Below are 17,063 nucleotides of genomic sequence, written 5' to 3'. Positions count from 1 at the left end.
TTTTACTCGATCCGATAGCGCAGGAGCGCCGCAAGACCGCCGAGTGCCTCGAGGCGCTGTCCCGGTTCGAACTCCGTGCTCATCACGACGACCGCTGCGTTGAGAAACTCCGCCCGCTCGATGACGGACTGCACCCGCTCGTCCCGGAGCAGCGCATCGACGGCGAGGATCGTCTCGACGGCACCGTAGTCGATCGCCCGCTCGACCTCACCGACACCATACGACACCGCGTCGTTTGTCGCGATACGCGTCAGCACCTCGTCCATCAACCGAACTTCCCGGGCCAGGTGGAGGTCGCCGGTGAGCCGTTCGAGGACGCCGAGCCCCACCACTTCCTGGACCGCGCCCCGCCCGACCCGCCGGGTCTCGATCACCGCCATCCGCTCGGCGAGATCAGGCGCCTGGGCGCGGACGAACCGTGCGAAGTCATCCTTCACAAAACCGGGACCTGCAACAACCAGCGGCCCGGTCACGTCCCCGATGTACTCGAGCGTCCTCTCAAAAAGTGTCGAACGGCTCTCCTGATCGGCCCCCTTGCTGCGCCCGAGGGTTATCGTCGTCACATGCTCGGGGCCGAACTGCCGGAGCCGGAAGATCTCCACCTCTCCCTCCTCAACACTCACGATGTGCACGACCCCGTAGACCGAGGCCGCAACCGCCCGCTCAACCCGCTCGAGGTCGACCGGCCGCCAGTGCTTGATGACCGAGATCTCGTACCCGGGCTCGCAGTTCAGGGTATGGTGGGAACCGAGGTCGACGCCGCTCTCGATGACCCCGGTGATCCGCAGCCGGTTTGCATGATGGTGAAACTCCACCTTCTCTACCCGGATGCCGAGTCTGACCGGCTTTTTCTCCGCCTTCTCGGGGCGGAGCTTGTCGCTCGCCGACTCGACGCTCCGGAAGGTCGTGGCAAAGACGAGGTCGCCGGGGCCGATCAGGTGCCGAAGATGCCAGATGTCGTCGAGCGTCTCCGGGAAGAGCCGTATCTCGCCATAAGAACGCTTGATCTCAAGATACTCCGCTTTCATGATTCGACGATATCCGACCCGCCGGGAGGCACGAATGCCGCCACCGCTTCGGAATTCAGGATATTCTTCAGGCTTTTCCACTCATCCTCGCCCAGCTGCTGCCGGAGTGCGCGTACGACCTTTTTTGCCGTATCGTTCGGCTCAAACGTGCCCGGCTGCAGCATGACCGAGACCTTCGCCCGCCCGGTGACGGCGGAAGGCGGTCCGCCGATGACGGCCGCCTCCGGCGCCAGCTGGAGGCCGATGGCGATACCGAGCGGGACGCTCCGGTAGTAGGTGCGTTCGCCGCGGACGACAAAAGCACCGCGTGCGACGAACTCACCCGACTCCGCGGTCTTGCTCACCTGATCGGGGCGTGCAGCATAGACCGTCGCCGCAAAGTGGCCTGCTTTCCAGGCGTTTGAGTAGGAGGCGGCGAACCGGGCGACCTCATCCATATCTGCGGTCGGCCCTTTGACGATGACGACGCTGCCGCCGTGGACGTCGGCGTGGACGAAGGTATCCCCACCCTCCATGTAGCGCTTGACGAGTTCCTCGTTCTGGGATGCATCCCTGCCGCCGATAACCAGCACGCCGTCGGAGGTGGAGAACCAGCGGAACCGGTGGAACCACCGTTTCTTCTGAACGGTTATCTGTATTTTCCGGGAGGGTTTCCGTACGATCTGCCGCTCCATCGCGGCGATCGCACCCGCCTTCTTCTTCTTGAACTTCTTGATCAGGTCGTAGTAGCGGCCGACGTTCTGTTCCACCGTCTCGTGCACGAAGATTTTGACCGGCTCGCCGAGGTCGAGATCGACCGCCGCATCCGCCGGATGCACCGCACGGACCGCCCGGGCCGCAGGATGGCCGCTCGACCGCAGGATCGTCTCGATCTCCTGCCACGAGTGCTGCCTGCTGGCCTGATCGAGCGTGCCGATGACGTCGGCAACCAGGGTATAATTCTCGTAGAGACGCTCGACGATCCGCTCGTACCGTTCGATCTTCTTCTCGAAGCCGACGATAGCCTCCTGCTGCCGTCTGCGGATGATCTCCTCCTGCGAGAGCCGCGGTTTCTCCGCCTTCGCCTCTTCTTTTCTGGTCTGCGGATAGAATGCATCGAGCGCTTCGCTGTAGGTCGTGAACCGTTCGACGACCGGCTCGTCTCCGAGAGCAATCGGCCAGCACCCCGAGGAGGTTATCACCGGCTCCGGCGCATCGGCGGCCGCACCGAGAAGGTTGCCCAGGGCGGCGTGCACCGCCGCGGGATCCGCCTCCGCCGCCGGGAGCGCCCGGTCGATGCCGGCCTGCCTGCAGACCTCCTCGGCGTACCGGCCGCCGAGCATGCAGGCGACGGCAAGCGTCCGGACGATATCGCGGTCCGACCCTACGAGCACCGATCGGAACTCGTCGACCCCCATTGAGGAGCAGTCCGTTCCGGAGAAGGCATAGTGTGCGCCGGGGACGACCTCACGGGTCTTGAACCGGTGGTGCCAGAGCGGCTTTACGATCGTCCACGTCTCGTCGCAGAGCACCGCGTTCCCTTCGTCGAAGAGCTCGAAGACCAGGTGGTATGTCGTATCCTTCTTCCCGATATCGATGGCTATCGTCCGTTCCATCCCGAGCTGTTCGAACCCGAGAACCCGACCGCCCGCAAGATGCTTGCGCAGCAGCATGGCAAAACTCGGGGGGTTTTTCGGCGGAATCGGGAATGCGGCCGTCAAATGAGCACGCCTCCCCACCTCCACCAGGAACTGATATTTCGTGCGGTCTTCACCGTTCAGCCTGATGCCGATCGTCTTCTCGTCGAACTGATAGATCTTTCCGATCCAGAGCGGTGTTCGGGCGTTGAGCTCCATAGCGACTGCCCGGAGATCCACCCCGCTCATTCCCTGAAGTGTTGCCATTGGTTCCGAATACTGTACGACCCGGTTCCTAAAAAAGCGTTTGACCCGGCAGGTGCATGCGGGTGCAGGTGAAAAACCGGGGGTGACGCCTCTCCCAAGGCCCCTCTTCTTTCCCAGAGCAGCTTTCGGCACCGCAGGAGAGCGTGGAAGCTGCCCCTGTTGATTCTGCTCCCGGAAACGTGTTGCCGGAGCCGGGCGGGTGCGGAACAAAATCCTGCAGGTGACTCACCTTTATAACCGGAGAGACCCCTATTCTATAGTGATATTGTCCGTCCGCGGATGAAACTTTCAAACCTGCCGGAGGGAGCATCGGCACCGGGCGGGCCGGTTCTCATATATCATGCATCCTGCTGCAGGAATCATCTTCCACTGGTGTCACAATGAGCGATGAGGCAATAGAGGCAAAGACCGAGAAGAAAGCGGGGAAAACCCGCGCAGAAAAACAGGCCGAGCATCAGAACCGCATCAAACGTACCGTTGTTGCCTGTTTCATGGGCATTATCGCCGGAGGCCTGTCCTTTTACCTCTCCGGCGACGTCGATATGGCAACCGGCCTCCAGCCCACCGCCATCATCGGGGTGATCCTTCTGCTTGCAGGCATTGTTTTTCAGAAACACATCTTTATGCTGACCAGAGTAGATTATATGGAACTGCGGGGGAAAGACTGGTTTTACCAGGGTTTCATGACGTTCACTCTCTGGTTTATGACGTGGACGTTCCTGCTGACATCATCCGTGCTGTGAAGAGCCATGCGCATTGCAGTTGTCCATAGAGATCGCTGTCACCCGGTCAAATGCGGAACGGAGTGCATCCTGTACTGCCCCCGTGTCAGGACCGGTGATGAGACTGTTCTGATAGGTGAAGATAACAAGGCCGTCATCTCCGAAGAGCTCTGCGTCGGCTGCGGCATCTGTGTCAGAAAGTGCCCCTTTGAGGCAATCGATATCGTCAATCTCCCGGAGAAACTGGATCAGCCCACCCATCGCTACGGGACGAACGGGTTCATTCTCTACGGCCTCCCCATCCCCATTGAAGGAAAGGTGACGGGCATCCTCGGAGCGAACGGTATCGGAAAGAGTACCGCGGTGAAGATCCTCTCCGGCCATCTGGTGCCGAACCTCGGCGAGCCCGACGGTGCGGTCGGGTGGAAGGATGTGCTGAAGCAGTACGCCGGCTCGGAGCTCTTCGACTACCTCCAGACGGTTTCACAGAAGAACGTCAAGGTAGCGCTCAAACCGCAGTATATCGACCACATCCCGAAGGTCTTCTCCGGCACCGTCAGCCAGCTTCTCGCCACCACCGATGAACGCGGCGCACTGGACTCCTACATCGACCGATTATCGCTCCGGCCGATCCTCGACCGGCCGATCACCGCCCTCTCGGGCGGTGAACTACAGCGGGTGGCGCTGGCCGCCTGCCTGGCGCGGGAAGCGGACTTCTACTTCTTCGACGAGATCACGCCGTTCCTGGACATCTATCAGCGGATGGCAGCGGCGAACCTGATCCGGGAGCTCGCCGAAAAGCGCCCCGTGATCATCGTCGAACACGACCTCGCCATCCTGGATATGCTGGCCGATACCGTGCACATCGCCTACGGCCAGCCGTCGGTGTACGGCATCATCACCTACCCGAAGGGCGTGCGGGTCGGGATCAACCAGTACCTCGAAGGATACCTCCCGGAGGAGAACGTCAGGTTCCGCGAATACGCGGTGACCTTCGACCAGCGGGCGCACGAGAGCGACGTCACCCGGGAACTGCTGCTAAAGTTCCCGGAGATGACCAAGCGGTACGATACCTTCTCCCTGCATATCGGCGGGGGAGAGATCCGGTGCGGCGAGGTGCTCGGCCTCGTCGGTGCGAACGGTATCGGCAAGAGTACGTTCGCGCAGCTTCTGGCCGGGGTCCTGGAGCCGGATACCGGAGCGATGGATCAGCAGGTCAGGATCTCGTACAAGCCGCAGTACATCAAGGGGGACACGGAAGCAACGGTCGAGATGCTCCTGCGGCAGTGCACGACGAGGTTCGATACCTCCTACTACCAGCACGAGATCATCGAGCCGCTCAGCCTCAAACCGATCCTCCAGTCGACGGCAAGTTCCCTCTCCGGCGGCGAGCTGCAGCGGCTTGCCATTGCGCTCTGCCTCTCCCGCGACGCCGACCTCTACATCCTGGACGAGCCCAGCGCCCACCTCGACGTCGAGCAGCGGGTGAAGATCGCACGGTTGATCCGCAAACACGCGGAGGGCCGCAACTCGAGCACCCTCGTCATCGACCACGACATCTACCTGATCGACATGATCAGTGACCGGATTTTGGTCTTCGACGGCGAACCCGGCATCCACGGTGAGGCTGCGGGGCCGTTCTCGATGGCCGACGGCATGAACACGTTCCTCCACCAGCTCGGCATCACCTTCCGCCGGGACAAGAGCGGCAGGCCGCGGATCAACAAACCCGGCTCCTACCTCGACCGGGAGCAGGTCGCCGCCGGCGATTACTACTACGCCGATATCTCGAAGAGCTGAACCGATACCGGCTCTCCGGAGCCGGAGAGCAATCACTTTTACAAAAGAAAACGGGCGGGGAACCTCCGCCGTCAGAACGGCGGCGTGGCACCGCTGCTCCGATTGAGAGCGCGGAGATCGTCCTGGCTCCGGTTGATCAGGCCGTGAAGGTCGTCCTTGCTGACGCCCATGCCCGTCGGGGCGTAGCGGTCGATGAGATTGTGCACCCCCGAACCGTTGAGTTGCCCGGTTTCGTTGGTGTCTGCGGAGAAGATCCCCCGGACAGAGTCACCGATCCCCTCGATATATCCCGGCGTCTGATTGGCCGTGCCGTTCCGGGCCATCTCCACCACCGGGGAGGCCTCCTCGGGCACCTCCGGGAGGAGGGGCGTTCCGAGCAGCCGGATGCAGAGGGCATTGATCGACCGCTGCAGCGTCGTCACCGAGTCCCCGACAGCCTCGCCCGCAAGCGCTTCGAGACCCTGGAGAACTGGCAGGCAGGGTTCTGCTGCACCGGCGGGAAGACCGGCCGCCTCCTGCACAGGAGCGGAAGCCACCACCTCGCGCGCGGCTCCGGTCACCGCCGCAGCCGTAACGGCAGGCACCGGGACGCGGCCCTGCCCGGCCGCCGGTGCCGCACCTTCGGGCGGGGCCGCGATACCGATCGGCTGCGTCTCCCGGGCGGGTGGAAGGTACCCGACTGCTCCGGGGACGACGAACCAGCACCTCCCCGCCGAGTCGAGGAAGACTGCCTTCACAATATCCGACCCGATACCGTCCCCTGCCGTCAGGTGCAGCTCGATGCCGTCCCTGCCCCAGCCGAAGATGCCCCGATCGGTCGCGACGTACAGCAGCCCGTGAGCGTCTGCAACAACGTCGTTGATCCGGTTCTGCCGCTCTCCGAGATCGTCGACGGTGAGAACCGTTTCAAGCCCTTCGGAGGCCGTATATCGCCAGACGGCCGTCTCGTTCGCAAGGAGCACACCGCCGAAGGGGTCGGGGCGCACCTGCTGCATCAGGAGGCGTGCTCCGCCCGCATCGGCCACCTCCTCAAACTTTGCCGCCTCCGACCGGTTCCGGAACACCCAGACCCCTTCCCCCCGGGAAACGACCACGAGCGAGTCGCTGGCCGGGTCGACCGCCATGCTCAGGATCTCGCGGCACCCGAGCTCCGTCTCAGCGTAGGGCTTGAACCACGTCCAGGTATCGTTCGCGTAGCGGTGAAGTCCGGAATGCCCTGTCGCAACCCAGACCTCATCGCCCCGGCAGATGATGTCGTTGATACAGAGGTTCTTTAGGAGTTGCTGGTCCTGAATCGTTTGAAACAGAACACCGTCATAGACCTGCAGGCCATCGGGAAACCCAATCCAGAGTCTGCCGGAGTGATCGTACTCGACGGCGGTCACCATATCGCTCAGGAGACCCACGCTGCTGTTCCGGTTCATCCGCGCCGAATGCCATTCCCCGGCAGAATCGTAGATCGCAACGCCGGCGTCCGTGGCAAAGATAACCTCACCGTGATGCCCGTTGACCATATCCTTGACATTCTCGGAGACGATCAGCTGATCGGACTGGGGAATGAAGAGGAGAGGAGCGCCGGCAACCGCAGGAACGCACAAAAGAAGAAGAAACAGAGGAGTCAGAGGTCGACACATCTGCCATCAGCCCTTTTGACGGTGATCCGACCCCCGTCGCCGGGGCGATACATCACCGATCGTCCGACCTTGCCGCCCGTCTCCTCGGCTTCGATCCGGATCCGGCGCGACTGCAGAAGCGCGCGGATCTCCTCGACATTCCTCTCGCCGATATTCAGGTTCGCAGCCGAATACTCAAACATGCTCGCTCCGCCGACGAGTTTTGCAACGATGGACGTCTTCACGCAGCCGAGATCCTCCATTTCGCGCAGCACCACGGCAAGAGCGGTATCTGCAAACTTCCCCGGCCGATCGGTCTCCCCGCGGCTCGCCGGAAGCATGACATGTGCGAGCCCGCCGATCGACCGCCGCGCGTCGTACAGGATCAGTGCGACGCACGAACCGAGTCCGACCGTCGCCATGGGGAACGACCCGACGCGGTAATCACCGATACCGATGATCACCGCGTTTCCCTCAACAGAAAAGCGTCTGTCCATGAGCTTCAAAACCGGCGTTACGTTGCGATAAGCTCTTCAAGAAGCCTGAGTATCTCGGTGAGTAATGCAGGGTTCGGGAGCAGGAAAATGCTTCCGTACACAGGGGGGGCATCGGTCTTCAGCTCCGTGCTGAAGATCACGACCTCGTTGACGTCGGCAGCCATCTGTGCGATGATCGACTCAAACGCGGCATGCGCCATATCGACGGCGAGTGCCGGCGGCGACGGGAGCATGATTATTCCGAGCAGTTCGGCGGTCGCATCCAGAAACGCCGATATCATGATGTTGCCGATCTCGATGACGGCGCTCTGGTCCATCTCGGTCAGGTCACGGTCGAGATCGGTCGTTCCGAGCATCTGGTTTGTCAGCTGGATGACCGCTCCTTTCGGCATGCTGACGACGAGGTAGCCGCCGTCGGCCAGATCACCCTGGATCTGAAAGACTACCAGGGCAGATATTTCATCGCCGATGTACTGGTAGACGTCCGCAATATCGACGACCTTCACCTGCGGGACGGTCATCTCGACCGGGCTCATCAGCATCTGCGAGAGTGTCGTTGCAGCGTGGGCGGCGCCGATATTTCCAAGCTCGTTCAGAGCATCCGTCTGATAGATATCAAGTTCCATTGAAGATTCACCTACACCATTGTATTCACATCGAGAACCGGCACCACATCCCCATCACCGGGGATGGTAACACCGCTGATCCCGCGGCAGCTTCCCACCAGGCGGCTCAAGGGTTTCACAACCACTTCCTGCTGCCCTTCGACGGAATCAACAACAATACAGCACTTTTTCCCGTCATTCTGCAAAACCACCAGCGTATCGCTGCCCTTTGACGATGCCCCGAACATATCCTCGAGCCGGTGCATCGGCAGAAGACTGTCCCGGAGCAGGATGGTCTCCGTCGAGCCGATATGGTGGATCGCGTCCTGGCGACCGGTGGCGACCTCCACGACATTGCTGACGGGTATCGCACACCGCCGATCGTTGATGTGCACCATCATGACATCGACGATCGCCATGGTCGGCGGGAGCACGAGCTCGAACGTCGTGCCCTTCCCAAGCGTGGAGTCGACCCGGATCGTCCCTTTGAGCGATTCAATTGCCCGTTTCACGACATCGAGCCCGACACCCCGCCCGCTGATATCGGTGATCTTCTCGGCCGTGGAGAAGCCGGGCTGGAAGAGCAGGCCGATAAGCTCCTCCTTCTGTGCAGTCCGCGCCGCCTCGGCGGTCATGAGCCCTTTCTCGACGGCGGAGTGCCGGAGCTTCTCGGGATCGATCCCGCTGCCGTCGTCCTCGATCTCGATGATGACATTGTCCTTATCGCGCCGGGCGACCAGTTTCAGGAGACCCTTGCGCGGTTTCCCGTTTGCTTCACGGACATCCGGGGGTTCGATGCCGTGATTGACGGCGTTGCGGATGATATGCAGGAGCGGATCGTTCAGCCCGTCCATCATGCTCCGGTCAAGTTCCGTATCGCCTCCGTCAACGATGAATTCAACCTCTTTCCCGTCATAATTCGCGACATCGCGGACGACCCGGGGAAGCCGGTTGAAGATCCGCTCGAGCGGGATCATCCTGATACCCATCATCAGGTTCTGGAGGTCCGAGACCGACCTGCCGACCATGCTGAGAGCCTCGTCAAACTCCTTGATGCCGTGTTTGCGCGCAATCTGCTCAAGACGACCCCGGTTGATGACGAGATCCTCGACGAGGTTCATCATCTGGTCGAGGCGATGGATATCCACCCGGATATTCTTGATCTCCCGTGCCTTCTCGCTCTTTCCGGGCTTCTGCGGCGCCTGAATATCCTCAAATTCGAGATCTGGCCGGGGATCGGCATCGGCGGCGGCCGCCTCCTGTTCATACAAAGAGACTTCAACAGCGGTGACATCAGCGCCGGAAGCAACCGTCTTTAGCGCCTCTTCGCCGGCATCGCTCGCAATCCGGAGAGAGAAGGATTCGCCGAACATGCCGTCTTCGATCAGGTCGCGCGACGGCGTCGTCGCACGAATACTCCCGAGTTCTTCCAGGTTCTGCAGAATGACCAGTGCCCGCACATCTTTCATCCCGCACGCAGGATCGAGGGTGATGCGGAGCGTATACACAGGAGACGCATCGGCATCGGGATCCTCCATAGCCACCGGTATCATGGCAGGCTCCGCATCCGCGCCGCCGCCGTCAGGCAACGCATCAAAGGCTGCTTCGTCCGTGCCTTTATCACTGAAAGCCTTCAGGCTTTTGATGAGGATCTCCGCTGTCTCGGATGAGGGATCGCCGCCGCCCTCGATCTCGTCGAGCATCACCTCGATCACGTCCGTGCACCGGAGGAGGAGATCGGTGAGGGCGGGCGTCACTGTACGCTGTCCGTTCCTGACGAGCTGGAAGACATCCTCCATCGAATGGCAGAGCCGCTCCATATCGTCGAAACCCATGGATGCCGACATGCCCTTCAGCGTATGCGCCGACCGAAAGATCTCGTCGATTGCCGCCGCATCTTCACCGTGTTCAAGGGCGAGGAGGCTATTGACGATGGTCTCGTGGTTCTCGCGCGACTCCTCCACAAACAGTTTCCGGTAGATCTCCTCATCGAGCATGTTCTTCACACAACCTCTTGTAGTCTCTTCGTAATCTCACGAGCCAGATCCTTCAGCGGGACGACGGCATCGACGCAGTCACGGGCAAGCGCCGAACGAGCCATGCCGTAGACGAGACAGTCCTCCTCGGCGCAGACCATCGTCGCTCCCCCGGCTTTTTTGATCGCAAGCATCCCTTCTCCGCCGTCGTGCCCCATCCCGCTGAGCAGGACGGAGACGATACAGGGGCCGAAGACATTGGCGGCAGAGACGAATGTCTTGTCGACTGCAGGCCGTACGGCATGCACCGGTGCAGCCCGGGAATGGACGATGCGGCCGTGGTTCTTCCCGCCCCTCCCAAGCAGGCTCGTCACGATGGTATGGTAGCCCGCCTTTGAGATGACGGCAGTACCATTCTTCAGCGTCTCCCCGTTCACCGTCTCCTTCACGGAGAGCGGCGATACCCGGTTGAGACGCTCCGCCAGGGGCGCGGTGAACCCTTCGGGCATATGCTGCGTGACAATAACCGCCGCAGGGATCTCGGCCCGGAGCCCGGAGAGCACCTGATCGAGCATATGCGGCCCTCCCGCCGACGACCCGATAAGCAGAACCGCCTCCGCATCGGTCTCCGAGACTCTCGCCGGGCCAGAGAAGACCGGCACGGCAACAAGGCTCTTGATCTTCTCGACGAGCTCCCGCTCGACACCGCGGACCTGATTGATATCCCGCGGTTTGAGCATGAAATCGTCGGCGCCAAGCCGCAGAGCCTGATGCGTCATATCGGCGTTCCGGGAGGTCAGCGTTGATAACATGATGACCTTCGGTCTCCGGCGCATCTCCCTGAGCGCACCGAGCACCTCGAGCCCGTTCATGCGCGGCATCTCGATGTCGAGCGTAACGACGTCAGGAGCGAGCTCGCGGATCTTCTCGAGCGCATTGATGCCGTTGACGGCGGTTCCGACAACCTCGATACCCGGGTCGTCCTTGAGCATATCCTTCACCAGCGTCCTGATGAAGAGTGAGTCGTCGACGACCAGAACCCGAATCATGCTCATGTACTGAGAACGCTCTTCACTTCTTCAAGGACTTTCGGAGCCTGGAACGGCTTGACGATATATCCCTTCGCACCGCTCTTTATCGCGAGCTTCACCATCTGCTCCTGGCCGACTGCTGTACACATAATCACCCTTGCCGATGGATCGGCACCCTTTATCGCTTTCAGTGCCTCGATACCGTTGACCTTCGGCATCACGACGTCCATCGTCACGAGATCCGGCTTAAGCTCCTGGTATTTTGCGATGGCTTCTGCGCCGTCGCCAGCCTCCCCGACGATATCGTGGCCGCCTGAGAACAGAATATTCTTTAAAAGGGTTCTCATGAACATTGTATCATCGACAATCAGAATCCTTCCCATTGCTCACCGTATTCATTATTTGTAATATGCGCTATATAGAAGTTCTTGTTAGATAATTATTTCAAAATCAGTTTGTTGAAGATTTTACGGAATCAGAGATGTACCTCACCCCTTTCGCCGTCAGCTGAATCTCTTTGCGGATGCAGAGAACCTCTGCAACGCCCATTGCAAGCAGCTTTTCATAAATGGCGTCCAGCTCCTTCTGCGAGATCTGGAGCATATTCTCGATGGCATGCGAGTCCATCCCGCTGTAGACCAGCATCGCCACCTGCGAGGTTACGGGATCGAGCGCTTCGGCAGGCTCCGAGTCCTGGGTTGCCTCTTTCAGGAAATTGTAGAGGACCTGCAGCGTCGTCAGCGGGCAGAGGACGAAACTCGTCACGACTTCGTTGTCGATGAGATGGTCGATCTTGACGACGTTCAGATCTTTCTCCTGGATCTCACGTGAGGTGAGGTCGATGCTGGCCACCTCATCGAGGGGAATACAGACCTGATTGGTCTGGCTGACGAACCATATCCCGGTCTTCACCACGGCAATCGCCCCCTTCTCCCACTGCGCATCCTTGACGAGGACACCGCCGCGTATCGCCGGCGACATGAAGTATGCATTCAGCCGGTAGGCGTTGCAGGACATGATGATGAACTTCTTGAGCACCTGCAGAACCTTCTCGACCGATGCAATACGGTAGACCTCTTCAGGGCTGCTCCCGGCGGTTATGATGACCTGGTTCTTCTTCTGCTCAAGATCGACGACCGATTTGTACGGGATATCGCGCGCAACCGGATCGCCGATGACTATCCGGTCCTCTGCAATGCCCATCTTTGTCTGAACCCATGCCCCGTTGTGCTCTATCTTTATTGGAACTTCCTTTGCCACGGCTCGACCCCCCGGATCAGATTCGCCTTCACTGCATCATCACTGTTTTGGTTTCATCGCCCGCAAGAGTTCTTCCATCTCATCGGCGAGCTCCTGTGCACTGTACTTCGTCCCCTTCAGGTTGCGGAGCAGGCTGACGTCCTCAACGACTTTGCGCTTCTTCGTATCAGCCTTCAGTTCCGCCATGAGATCGTCGTCGGCAAGGCCGCCCGAGGCGAAGGTGACCATGTCGAGTTCTTCCTCCGGTTCCTCTTCGTCCTCTTCCTCCTCCGCCTCTTCGAGGTCTTCGGGTGCGGCAAAAGGAGCAGAAGAGCCGGAGGCTTCGTCCCCATCGCCCTCGATCTCGATGGCGTCGAGATCGAGGTCATCGAGAGCACTGAGATCATCGCTTAAGAGGTCTGCACCGGCATCGAGCCCCCCCATAATATCCTCCGGGAGCGTCTCCGCGGGAGGAGCCTGAAGGGTGGGTCTGACCGCCGCACCCGGACCTTCGCCGCCTGCTGCTTCGTCCCCGAGATCCAGGCCGGCAGGAAGGTCGAGATCGTCAAGGTCATCCTGGTGCGCCTTCAGGATATCCGCAACAGCCAGCTCCTCTTCCTCCGAGAGGGCCGACACCTCTTCTGTGGCGAACTTCGATGCAATCCGCGAGACCTCGCCGTCGACGTCGAGATCGTCGAACGATTCGGTATCGAGGTCGTCGAGGGCGCTTAAGGGATCGCCGGCAGCCCCACCGGAACCCCGAGAGCCCGACCCACCCTCTTCCGGAACGGAGTCGGCGAGCGTCTGATCGAGCATAGCGTCTATTTTGCTCATCTCCGCCTTCTTCACGTGCTCGGGGGCACGGCCCTTCGCGACGGTGCTCCGGACGGATGCAAAGAATGCCGCAAGCATGCTTCGCACATCCGGAAGAGTGGGGAGCTTCGCGGAGAAACGGGAGGGCTTTCTGGCGGCTTTCCGGGGCGACCGCCGCCTGCGGTCCATCCAGGCCTTCAGCGAGGCACGTATCTGCGAGGGGCGGATCTCGGCAAGCGGCAGCGCACCCGTCCCAATCAGCACGCACACACCGACGACGACGGTGCCACCGATGACGTACACCGGCGGGATATCGATGAAGATCAGCGCAGAACCTGCAGTAACGGTAACCAGAAAGAGGATTGGGCGACGGAGCTTCTCCTGCATAATCAGACACCTGCGAAACTGGGTATGTTGAAGAATATCCCAACCATAATTGGGGCGATAACGTAAATAATTCCTGTAATGGTACAGAGCAGACTGCCGAAGAAGTAGTACATGTACCGGTCTCCACCGGCGACGATCTTCCCGGCAAGGGTGTTGCTGAGGGTCAGCAGGATGAGGATCGTCACCACATACGCCGACATCTCCGCTTCGGGAAAGTCGGTGAAGAAGTTCATCGCGCCCGCCATACTGCCGCCGATCGATGATGAGCCGCCGCTTATCGCCGATGTCGCCTCATTGAACGTGTCCAGCACCGCCTGCACCGCTTTGGACATCGTGAGCAGGATCTCGAAGAGGAAGATGAAGATCCCGGCCATGGCACCGTGCATCGGGACCAGCAGCACCACGAACCCTTTCACCAGCATATCGCGTTTTCGCCGCAGCAGGACCTGTTCCAGCATCGAGGAGCCGACGATCTTGCCGATCCGGTCGGGCGATCCGCCCAGTGCGACGGCGTCGCGGAAGATGTTCATGTACTTGTAGATGAGGTTGCTCCCGCACTCACCGATGAACTTCTTCCAGCTGCCCGCCTCGTCGAGGCCGAGGTTGAGCTTGGAGGAGACGGAGTTGATGAACGGCTCCAGGTGTTCCAGAGATTTCTTGTCGATCTCGCGGAGTGCATCGCCGGTCGTGATGCCTTTCCCGCCCATGACCGACCCGAGACTCCGGATGAAGGTGGAGAAGTCCTCATCCCTGCTGACGACGTTGGCGTCGTCGATGTAGCCGATGATGCCGAGCGGCATCAGGAGCAGCCCCACGAGGAGGAAGATGATCCCCGCGTTCACCCCGATGATGAGCAGGATCAGGCATATCGCCGCAGTGAGGGGCAGAACCGTCCGCTCCATCCTGCGTATCATCCCCTGCTCCCGCGAACAGATATCCGCGAGGCCGTGCGTCTTCGCATCGTCGGGAACCGCCCGGTACATAATGGCGAGGCCGAAGCCGGAGATGGCGATGATGATCGCATACGACGTACTCAGCGCCGACTCTATCCCGTCGGGAGCGTAGATCGCAACCGAGATCATGATGATGATCGCAACGAGCGTCCCCGAAAGGAGCATCGCAAGGTATGCATCACCCCACTTCTTCAGGAGCTCGACGCCCTGCTCGAAGGTGTTTCTGTAGATCTCCCGGACGGTGGAGAGTTCGGTGACGATGAAATCCTCGTCCGGCACACCCGAATCGATGGAGTTTGCGTACCGGTTCAGCATGCTCTGGAGCGTCACGTTCCTGCACTTTTCAGCAATAACCCGGAGAGCCTCGGCGTAACTGTAACTCCAGCCACTGACCAGCCGCTGCACCCGGGCGATGTAGCGGCTCGGGACGTACTCGAACCGTTCGGCGGTATAGGCGAATATCTCCGGCCGGGTGACCGCCGCCGTGGTGATCGCCGCCATGTAGGTGTACATGAAGAGGAGGTCCTGACCCATCTTCTTGTTCTCGAGGAGCCGGTCCTGCAGGGCGCGCAGCGACCGGATCTGGTCATCGAACGGTATCTGGCCGCTGTTCGCCTCGCGGAGCCGGTCGGTGACGTTCTCGAACATCTCAGACCTCGATCGTGAGCAGTCCCTGTTTTTTGATCTTCGTGGTCATGTGGTAGAGATCCCAGAACTGGGTATACCCCGCTTTATGCAGCCGTTCAAGGATCTTTGCCCGTTTCTCGACCTCGTTGTAGATCTCGGCGCGTTTATGCTCCGGGATGCCGAGCGTCGTGGCGATCTTGTTCTCCAGGAGATAACTGCTGCCCTTTCCGGTGAACGTGAACGAGTCCGTTATCGGGTCCCAGACAAATGCAGCAAGGAACGAAAAACCTTCAGTCTCCGGATCGTACCCGACAAGCTCGTTGATGCTCAGCATTCGGCGCACCGTCCCGCCGCCCGGGAGTTTTACCGCGCTCTGGATGATCACCAGGTTCAGGCTGTCCACGTAGGTCTTCGGAATAAGGATCGGGTCTCCGCAGAGACGCTGGATCAGCTTCTCCACCGACGACGCGTGGAAGGTGCTCATAACCGGGTGGCCGGTCTGCATGGCAGAGAAGGCGACGCTCCCCTCGATACCACGGATCTCACCGACGAGGATCTGGTTCGGGCGCTGACGTAGGGCGGCTTTCAGAAGATCGAACATGGTGACCTCCGATCCCTCGCCCTCTCCCTTCCCTTTTCCTTTTGCAACCTCGCGCGTCCAGTTCTTGTGGGGAACGGTCAGTTCGGGCGTATCCTCGATGGTGACGATCTTGTTCTCGGGCGACAGGAAGGTCGTCAGGGCGTTGAGCGATGTGGTCTTGCCGCTCGCGGTCTCTCCGCTCACGAACATCGACATCCCGTACTCGAGGCAGATCCAGAGGTATCCCGCCATCATATAGTCACAGGCGCCGCTCTCGATCACCTGCAGGATGCTTAAGGGAACCTCGTTCACTTTTCGGATCGTGAAGTTGCTGCCGTGCTTGCTGATCTCGGTGCCGTAGACGATGTTGATACGCGACCCGTCCGGGAGGGTCGCGTCGATGACCGGATTCCGGTAGGTGAGCGGCTTTTTCATCCGTTCCCCAAGCTTGATGACGAACCTGTCGAGCTCCTCTGAGTCCTGGAACCCGATAACCGACTTTAATCCCTTGAAGATCTTATGCTCGATGAAGATCGGGCCGACGCCGTTGCAGGTGATATCCTCGATATACTGATCGTTCAGGAAGGGCTTGAGGGTTCCAAGCTCGATCTTGTCGCGGATCATGAGGTACTCGAGCGCCCGGTACTCCTGCTGGGAGAGGATGAAGCGTCCGTCGGCCATCTGCGGCAACGCGGCCTGCTGCTTCGACACCTTTCCGCCCGACCCGATATCCGACATCAGGAACTGCTGTATCCGCTCTTTCAGGTCTTTCGGCTTCCCTCCCGCGAGGCGGGACTCGTCGATCACCTCGTCGGGCTGCTTGACGTAGACGACCTGGCCGATGAAGTTTTTCAGCACTTCAATCCGCGCCTTCTCGGTGACCGGCTCCTCCTCGAGCGCGTCGATCATCTCGATGATCCGCGCCTCCACCAGGGGAAGGCTGTCCCTGACGCTGTGCAGGAACGAGGGTTCGATCGGAATATGCCAGTTCCGCACGTCGTTCGGGTCCGGGAAGATATGGACGAAGGTCGACTCGTTGACCGGGTAGATGACGTTCGGGTTCTCCATCGACTTCAGGTCGCGTTTCAGCTCCGAGAGGAAGAGCGGGATGCCGACGGTGTTGACCGGAAGAATGTGGAGATACTCGAGGAGGTGCGGGCTCCCCTTCACGTACTCCCGCGCATTCGCCGGGAGCATCCGGTACAGGGCGCACGACTCGACGTTGTTGTAGCAGTCGTTGCCTTCGTCGATGAACTCCGGCTCGAAGGGGAGCGTCACCGATGCCGTGAGAGAGGAGGAGGTCATGGCG

At 60.4% G+C, this 17,063-nt stretch carries 14 protein-coding genes; 2 read left to right on the top strand and 12 right to left on the bottom strand.

Going from position 1 to position 17,063, the window contains the following annotated elements; all coding sequences use genetic code 11:
* Nucleotides 1–2 precede the first annotated feature (2 nt).
* Nucleotides 3–1,028 carry an mRNA surveillance protein pelota gene (locus FGU65_RS00520; protein ID WP_301662446.1) on the bottom strand — a complete coding sequence of 342 codons (1,026 nt, stop codon included), beginning with the start codon at nucleotides 1,026–1,028 and terminating at the stop codon, nucleotides 3–5.
* Nucleotides 1,025–2,911 carry a ribosome rescue protein RqcH gene (gene rqcH / locus FGU65_RS00515; protein WP_301662445.1) on the bottom strand — a complete coding sequence of 629 codons (1,887 nt, stop codon included), beginning with the start codon at nucleotides 2,909–2,911 and terminating at the stop codon, nucleotides 1,025–1,027. The genes FGU65_RS00520 and rqcH overlap by 4 nt, the downstream gene beginning before the upstream one ends.
* A gap of 380 nt (nucleotides 2,912–3,291) precedes the next feature.
* Between rqcH and FGU65_RS00510 the strand changes: the two genes are divergently transcribed.
* Together FGU65_RS00510 and FGU65_RS00505 are read left to right on the top strand one after the other, a co-directional pair.
* Nucleotides 3,292–3,654, top strand: a complete 363-nt coding sequence (locus FGU65_RS00510; RefSeq protein ID WP_301662444.1) for an EMC6-like membrane protein — start codon at nucleotides 3,292–3,294, stop codon at nucleotides 3,652–3,654.
* A gap of 6 nt (nucleotides 3,655–3,660) precedes the next feature.
* Nucleotides 3,661–5,433, top strand: a complete 1,773-nt coding sequence (locus FGU65_RS00505) for a ribosome biogenesis/translation initiation ATPase RLI (RefSeq protein ID WP_301662443.1) — start codon at nucleotides 3,661–3,663, stop codon at nucleotides 5,431–5,433.
* Nucleotides 5,434–5,504: 71 nt separating this feature from the next.
* Here FGU65_RS00505 and FGU65_RS00500 read toward each other — a convergent pair whose 3' ends face one another.
* The 10 genes from FGU65_RS00500 to flaI form a co-directional block, all read right to left on the bottom strand.
* Nucleotides 5,505–7,067 carry a ligand-binding sensor domain-containing protein gene (locus FGU65_RS00500; protein ID WP_301662442.1) on the bottom strand — a complete coding sequence of 521 codons (1,563 nt, stop codon included), beginning with the start codon at nucleotides 7,065–7,067 and terminating at the stop codon, nucleotides 5,505–5,507.
* Complete coding sequence (locus FGU65_RS00495) at nucleotides 7,052–7,543, bottom strand: chemotaxis protein CheD (protein ID WP_301662441.1); 492 nt, start codon at nucleotides 7,541–7,543, stop codon at nucleotides 7,052–7,054. Before FGU65_RS00495 ends, FGU65_RS00500 begins: the two co-directional genes overlap by 16 nt.
* Nucleotides 7,544–7,560: 17 nt before the next feature.
* Entirely contained in the window at nucleotides 7,561–8,169 is a 609-nt protein-coding gene (locus tag FGU65_RS00490) for a chemotaxis protein CheC (RefSeq protein ID WP_301662440.1), read from the bottom strand.
* 11 nt (nucleotides 8,170–8,180) lie between these two features.
* On the bottom strand, nucleotides 8,181–10,145 hold the full coding sequence (locus FGU65_RS00485; RefSeq protein WP_301662912.1) for a chemotaxis protein CheA: 1,965 nt from the start codon (nucleotides 10,143–10,145) through the stop codon (nucleotides 8,181–8,183).
* Between the two features lie 5 nt (nucleotides 10,146–10,150).
* Nucleotides 10,151–11,173, bottom strand: coding sequence for a chemotaxis-specific protein-glutamate methyltransferase CheB (cheB, locus tag FGU65_RS00480; protein WP_301662911.1), 1,023 nt, complete (start codon nucleotides 11,171–11,173; stop codon nucleotides 10,151–10,153).
* 2 nt (nucleotides 11,174–11,175) lie between these two features.
* Entirely contained in the window at nucleotides 11,176–11,538 is a 363-nt protein-coding gene (locus FGU65_RS00475) for a response regulator (protein WP_301662439.1), read from the bottom strand.
* 67 nt (nucleotides 11,539–11,605) lie between these two features.
* Nucleotides 11,606–12,415 (bottom strand): DUF8579 domain-containing protein, encoded by an 810-nt coding sequence (locus FGU65_RS00470; RefSeq protein WP_301662438.1) that lies wholly within the window; start codon nucleotides 12,413–12,415, stop codon nucleotides 11,606–11,608.
* Nucleotides 12,416–12,454: 39 nt separating this feature from the next.
* Complete coding sequence (locus FGU65_RS00465; RefSeq protein ID WP_301662437.1) at nucleotides 12,455–13,594, bottom strand: hypothetical protein; 1,140 nt, start codon at nucleotides 13,592–13,594, stop codon at nucleotides 12,455–12,457.
* Nucleotides 13,595–13,596: 2 nt separating this feature from the next.
* On the bottom strand, nucleotides 13,597–15,195 hold the full coding sequence (arlJ, locus tag FGU65_RS00460) for an archaellar assembly protein ArlJ/FlaJ (protein ID WP_301662436.1): 1,599 nt from the start codon (nucleotides 15,193–15,195) through the stop codon (nucleotides 13,597–13,599).
* A gap of 1 nt (nucleotide 15,196) precedes the next feature.
* On the bottom strand, nucleotides 15,197–17,059 hold the full coding sequence (gene flaI / locus FGU65_RS00455; RefSeq protein WP_301662435.1) for an archaellum flagellar ATPase motor FlaI: 1,863 nt from the start codon (nucleotides 17,057–17,059) through the stop codon (nucleotides 15,197–15,199).
* Nucleotides 17,060–17,063: the final 4 nt, after the last annotated feature.

The organism is Methanoculleus frigidifontis (assembly GCF_030464345.1).
Taxonomy (GTDB): Archaea; Halobacteriota; Methanomicrobia; order Methanomicrobiales; family Methanoculleaceae; genus Methanoculleus_A; species Methanoculleus_A frigidifontis.
Note: the sequence above shows the minus strand (reverse complement) of the source record. Positions and strands in the feature narration are given on the sequence as shown.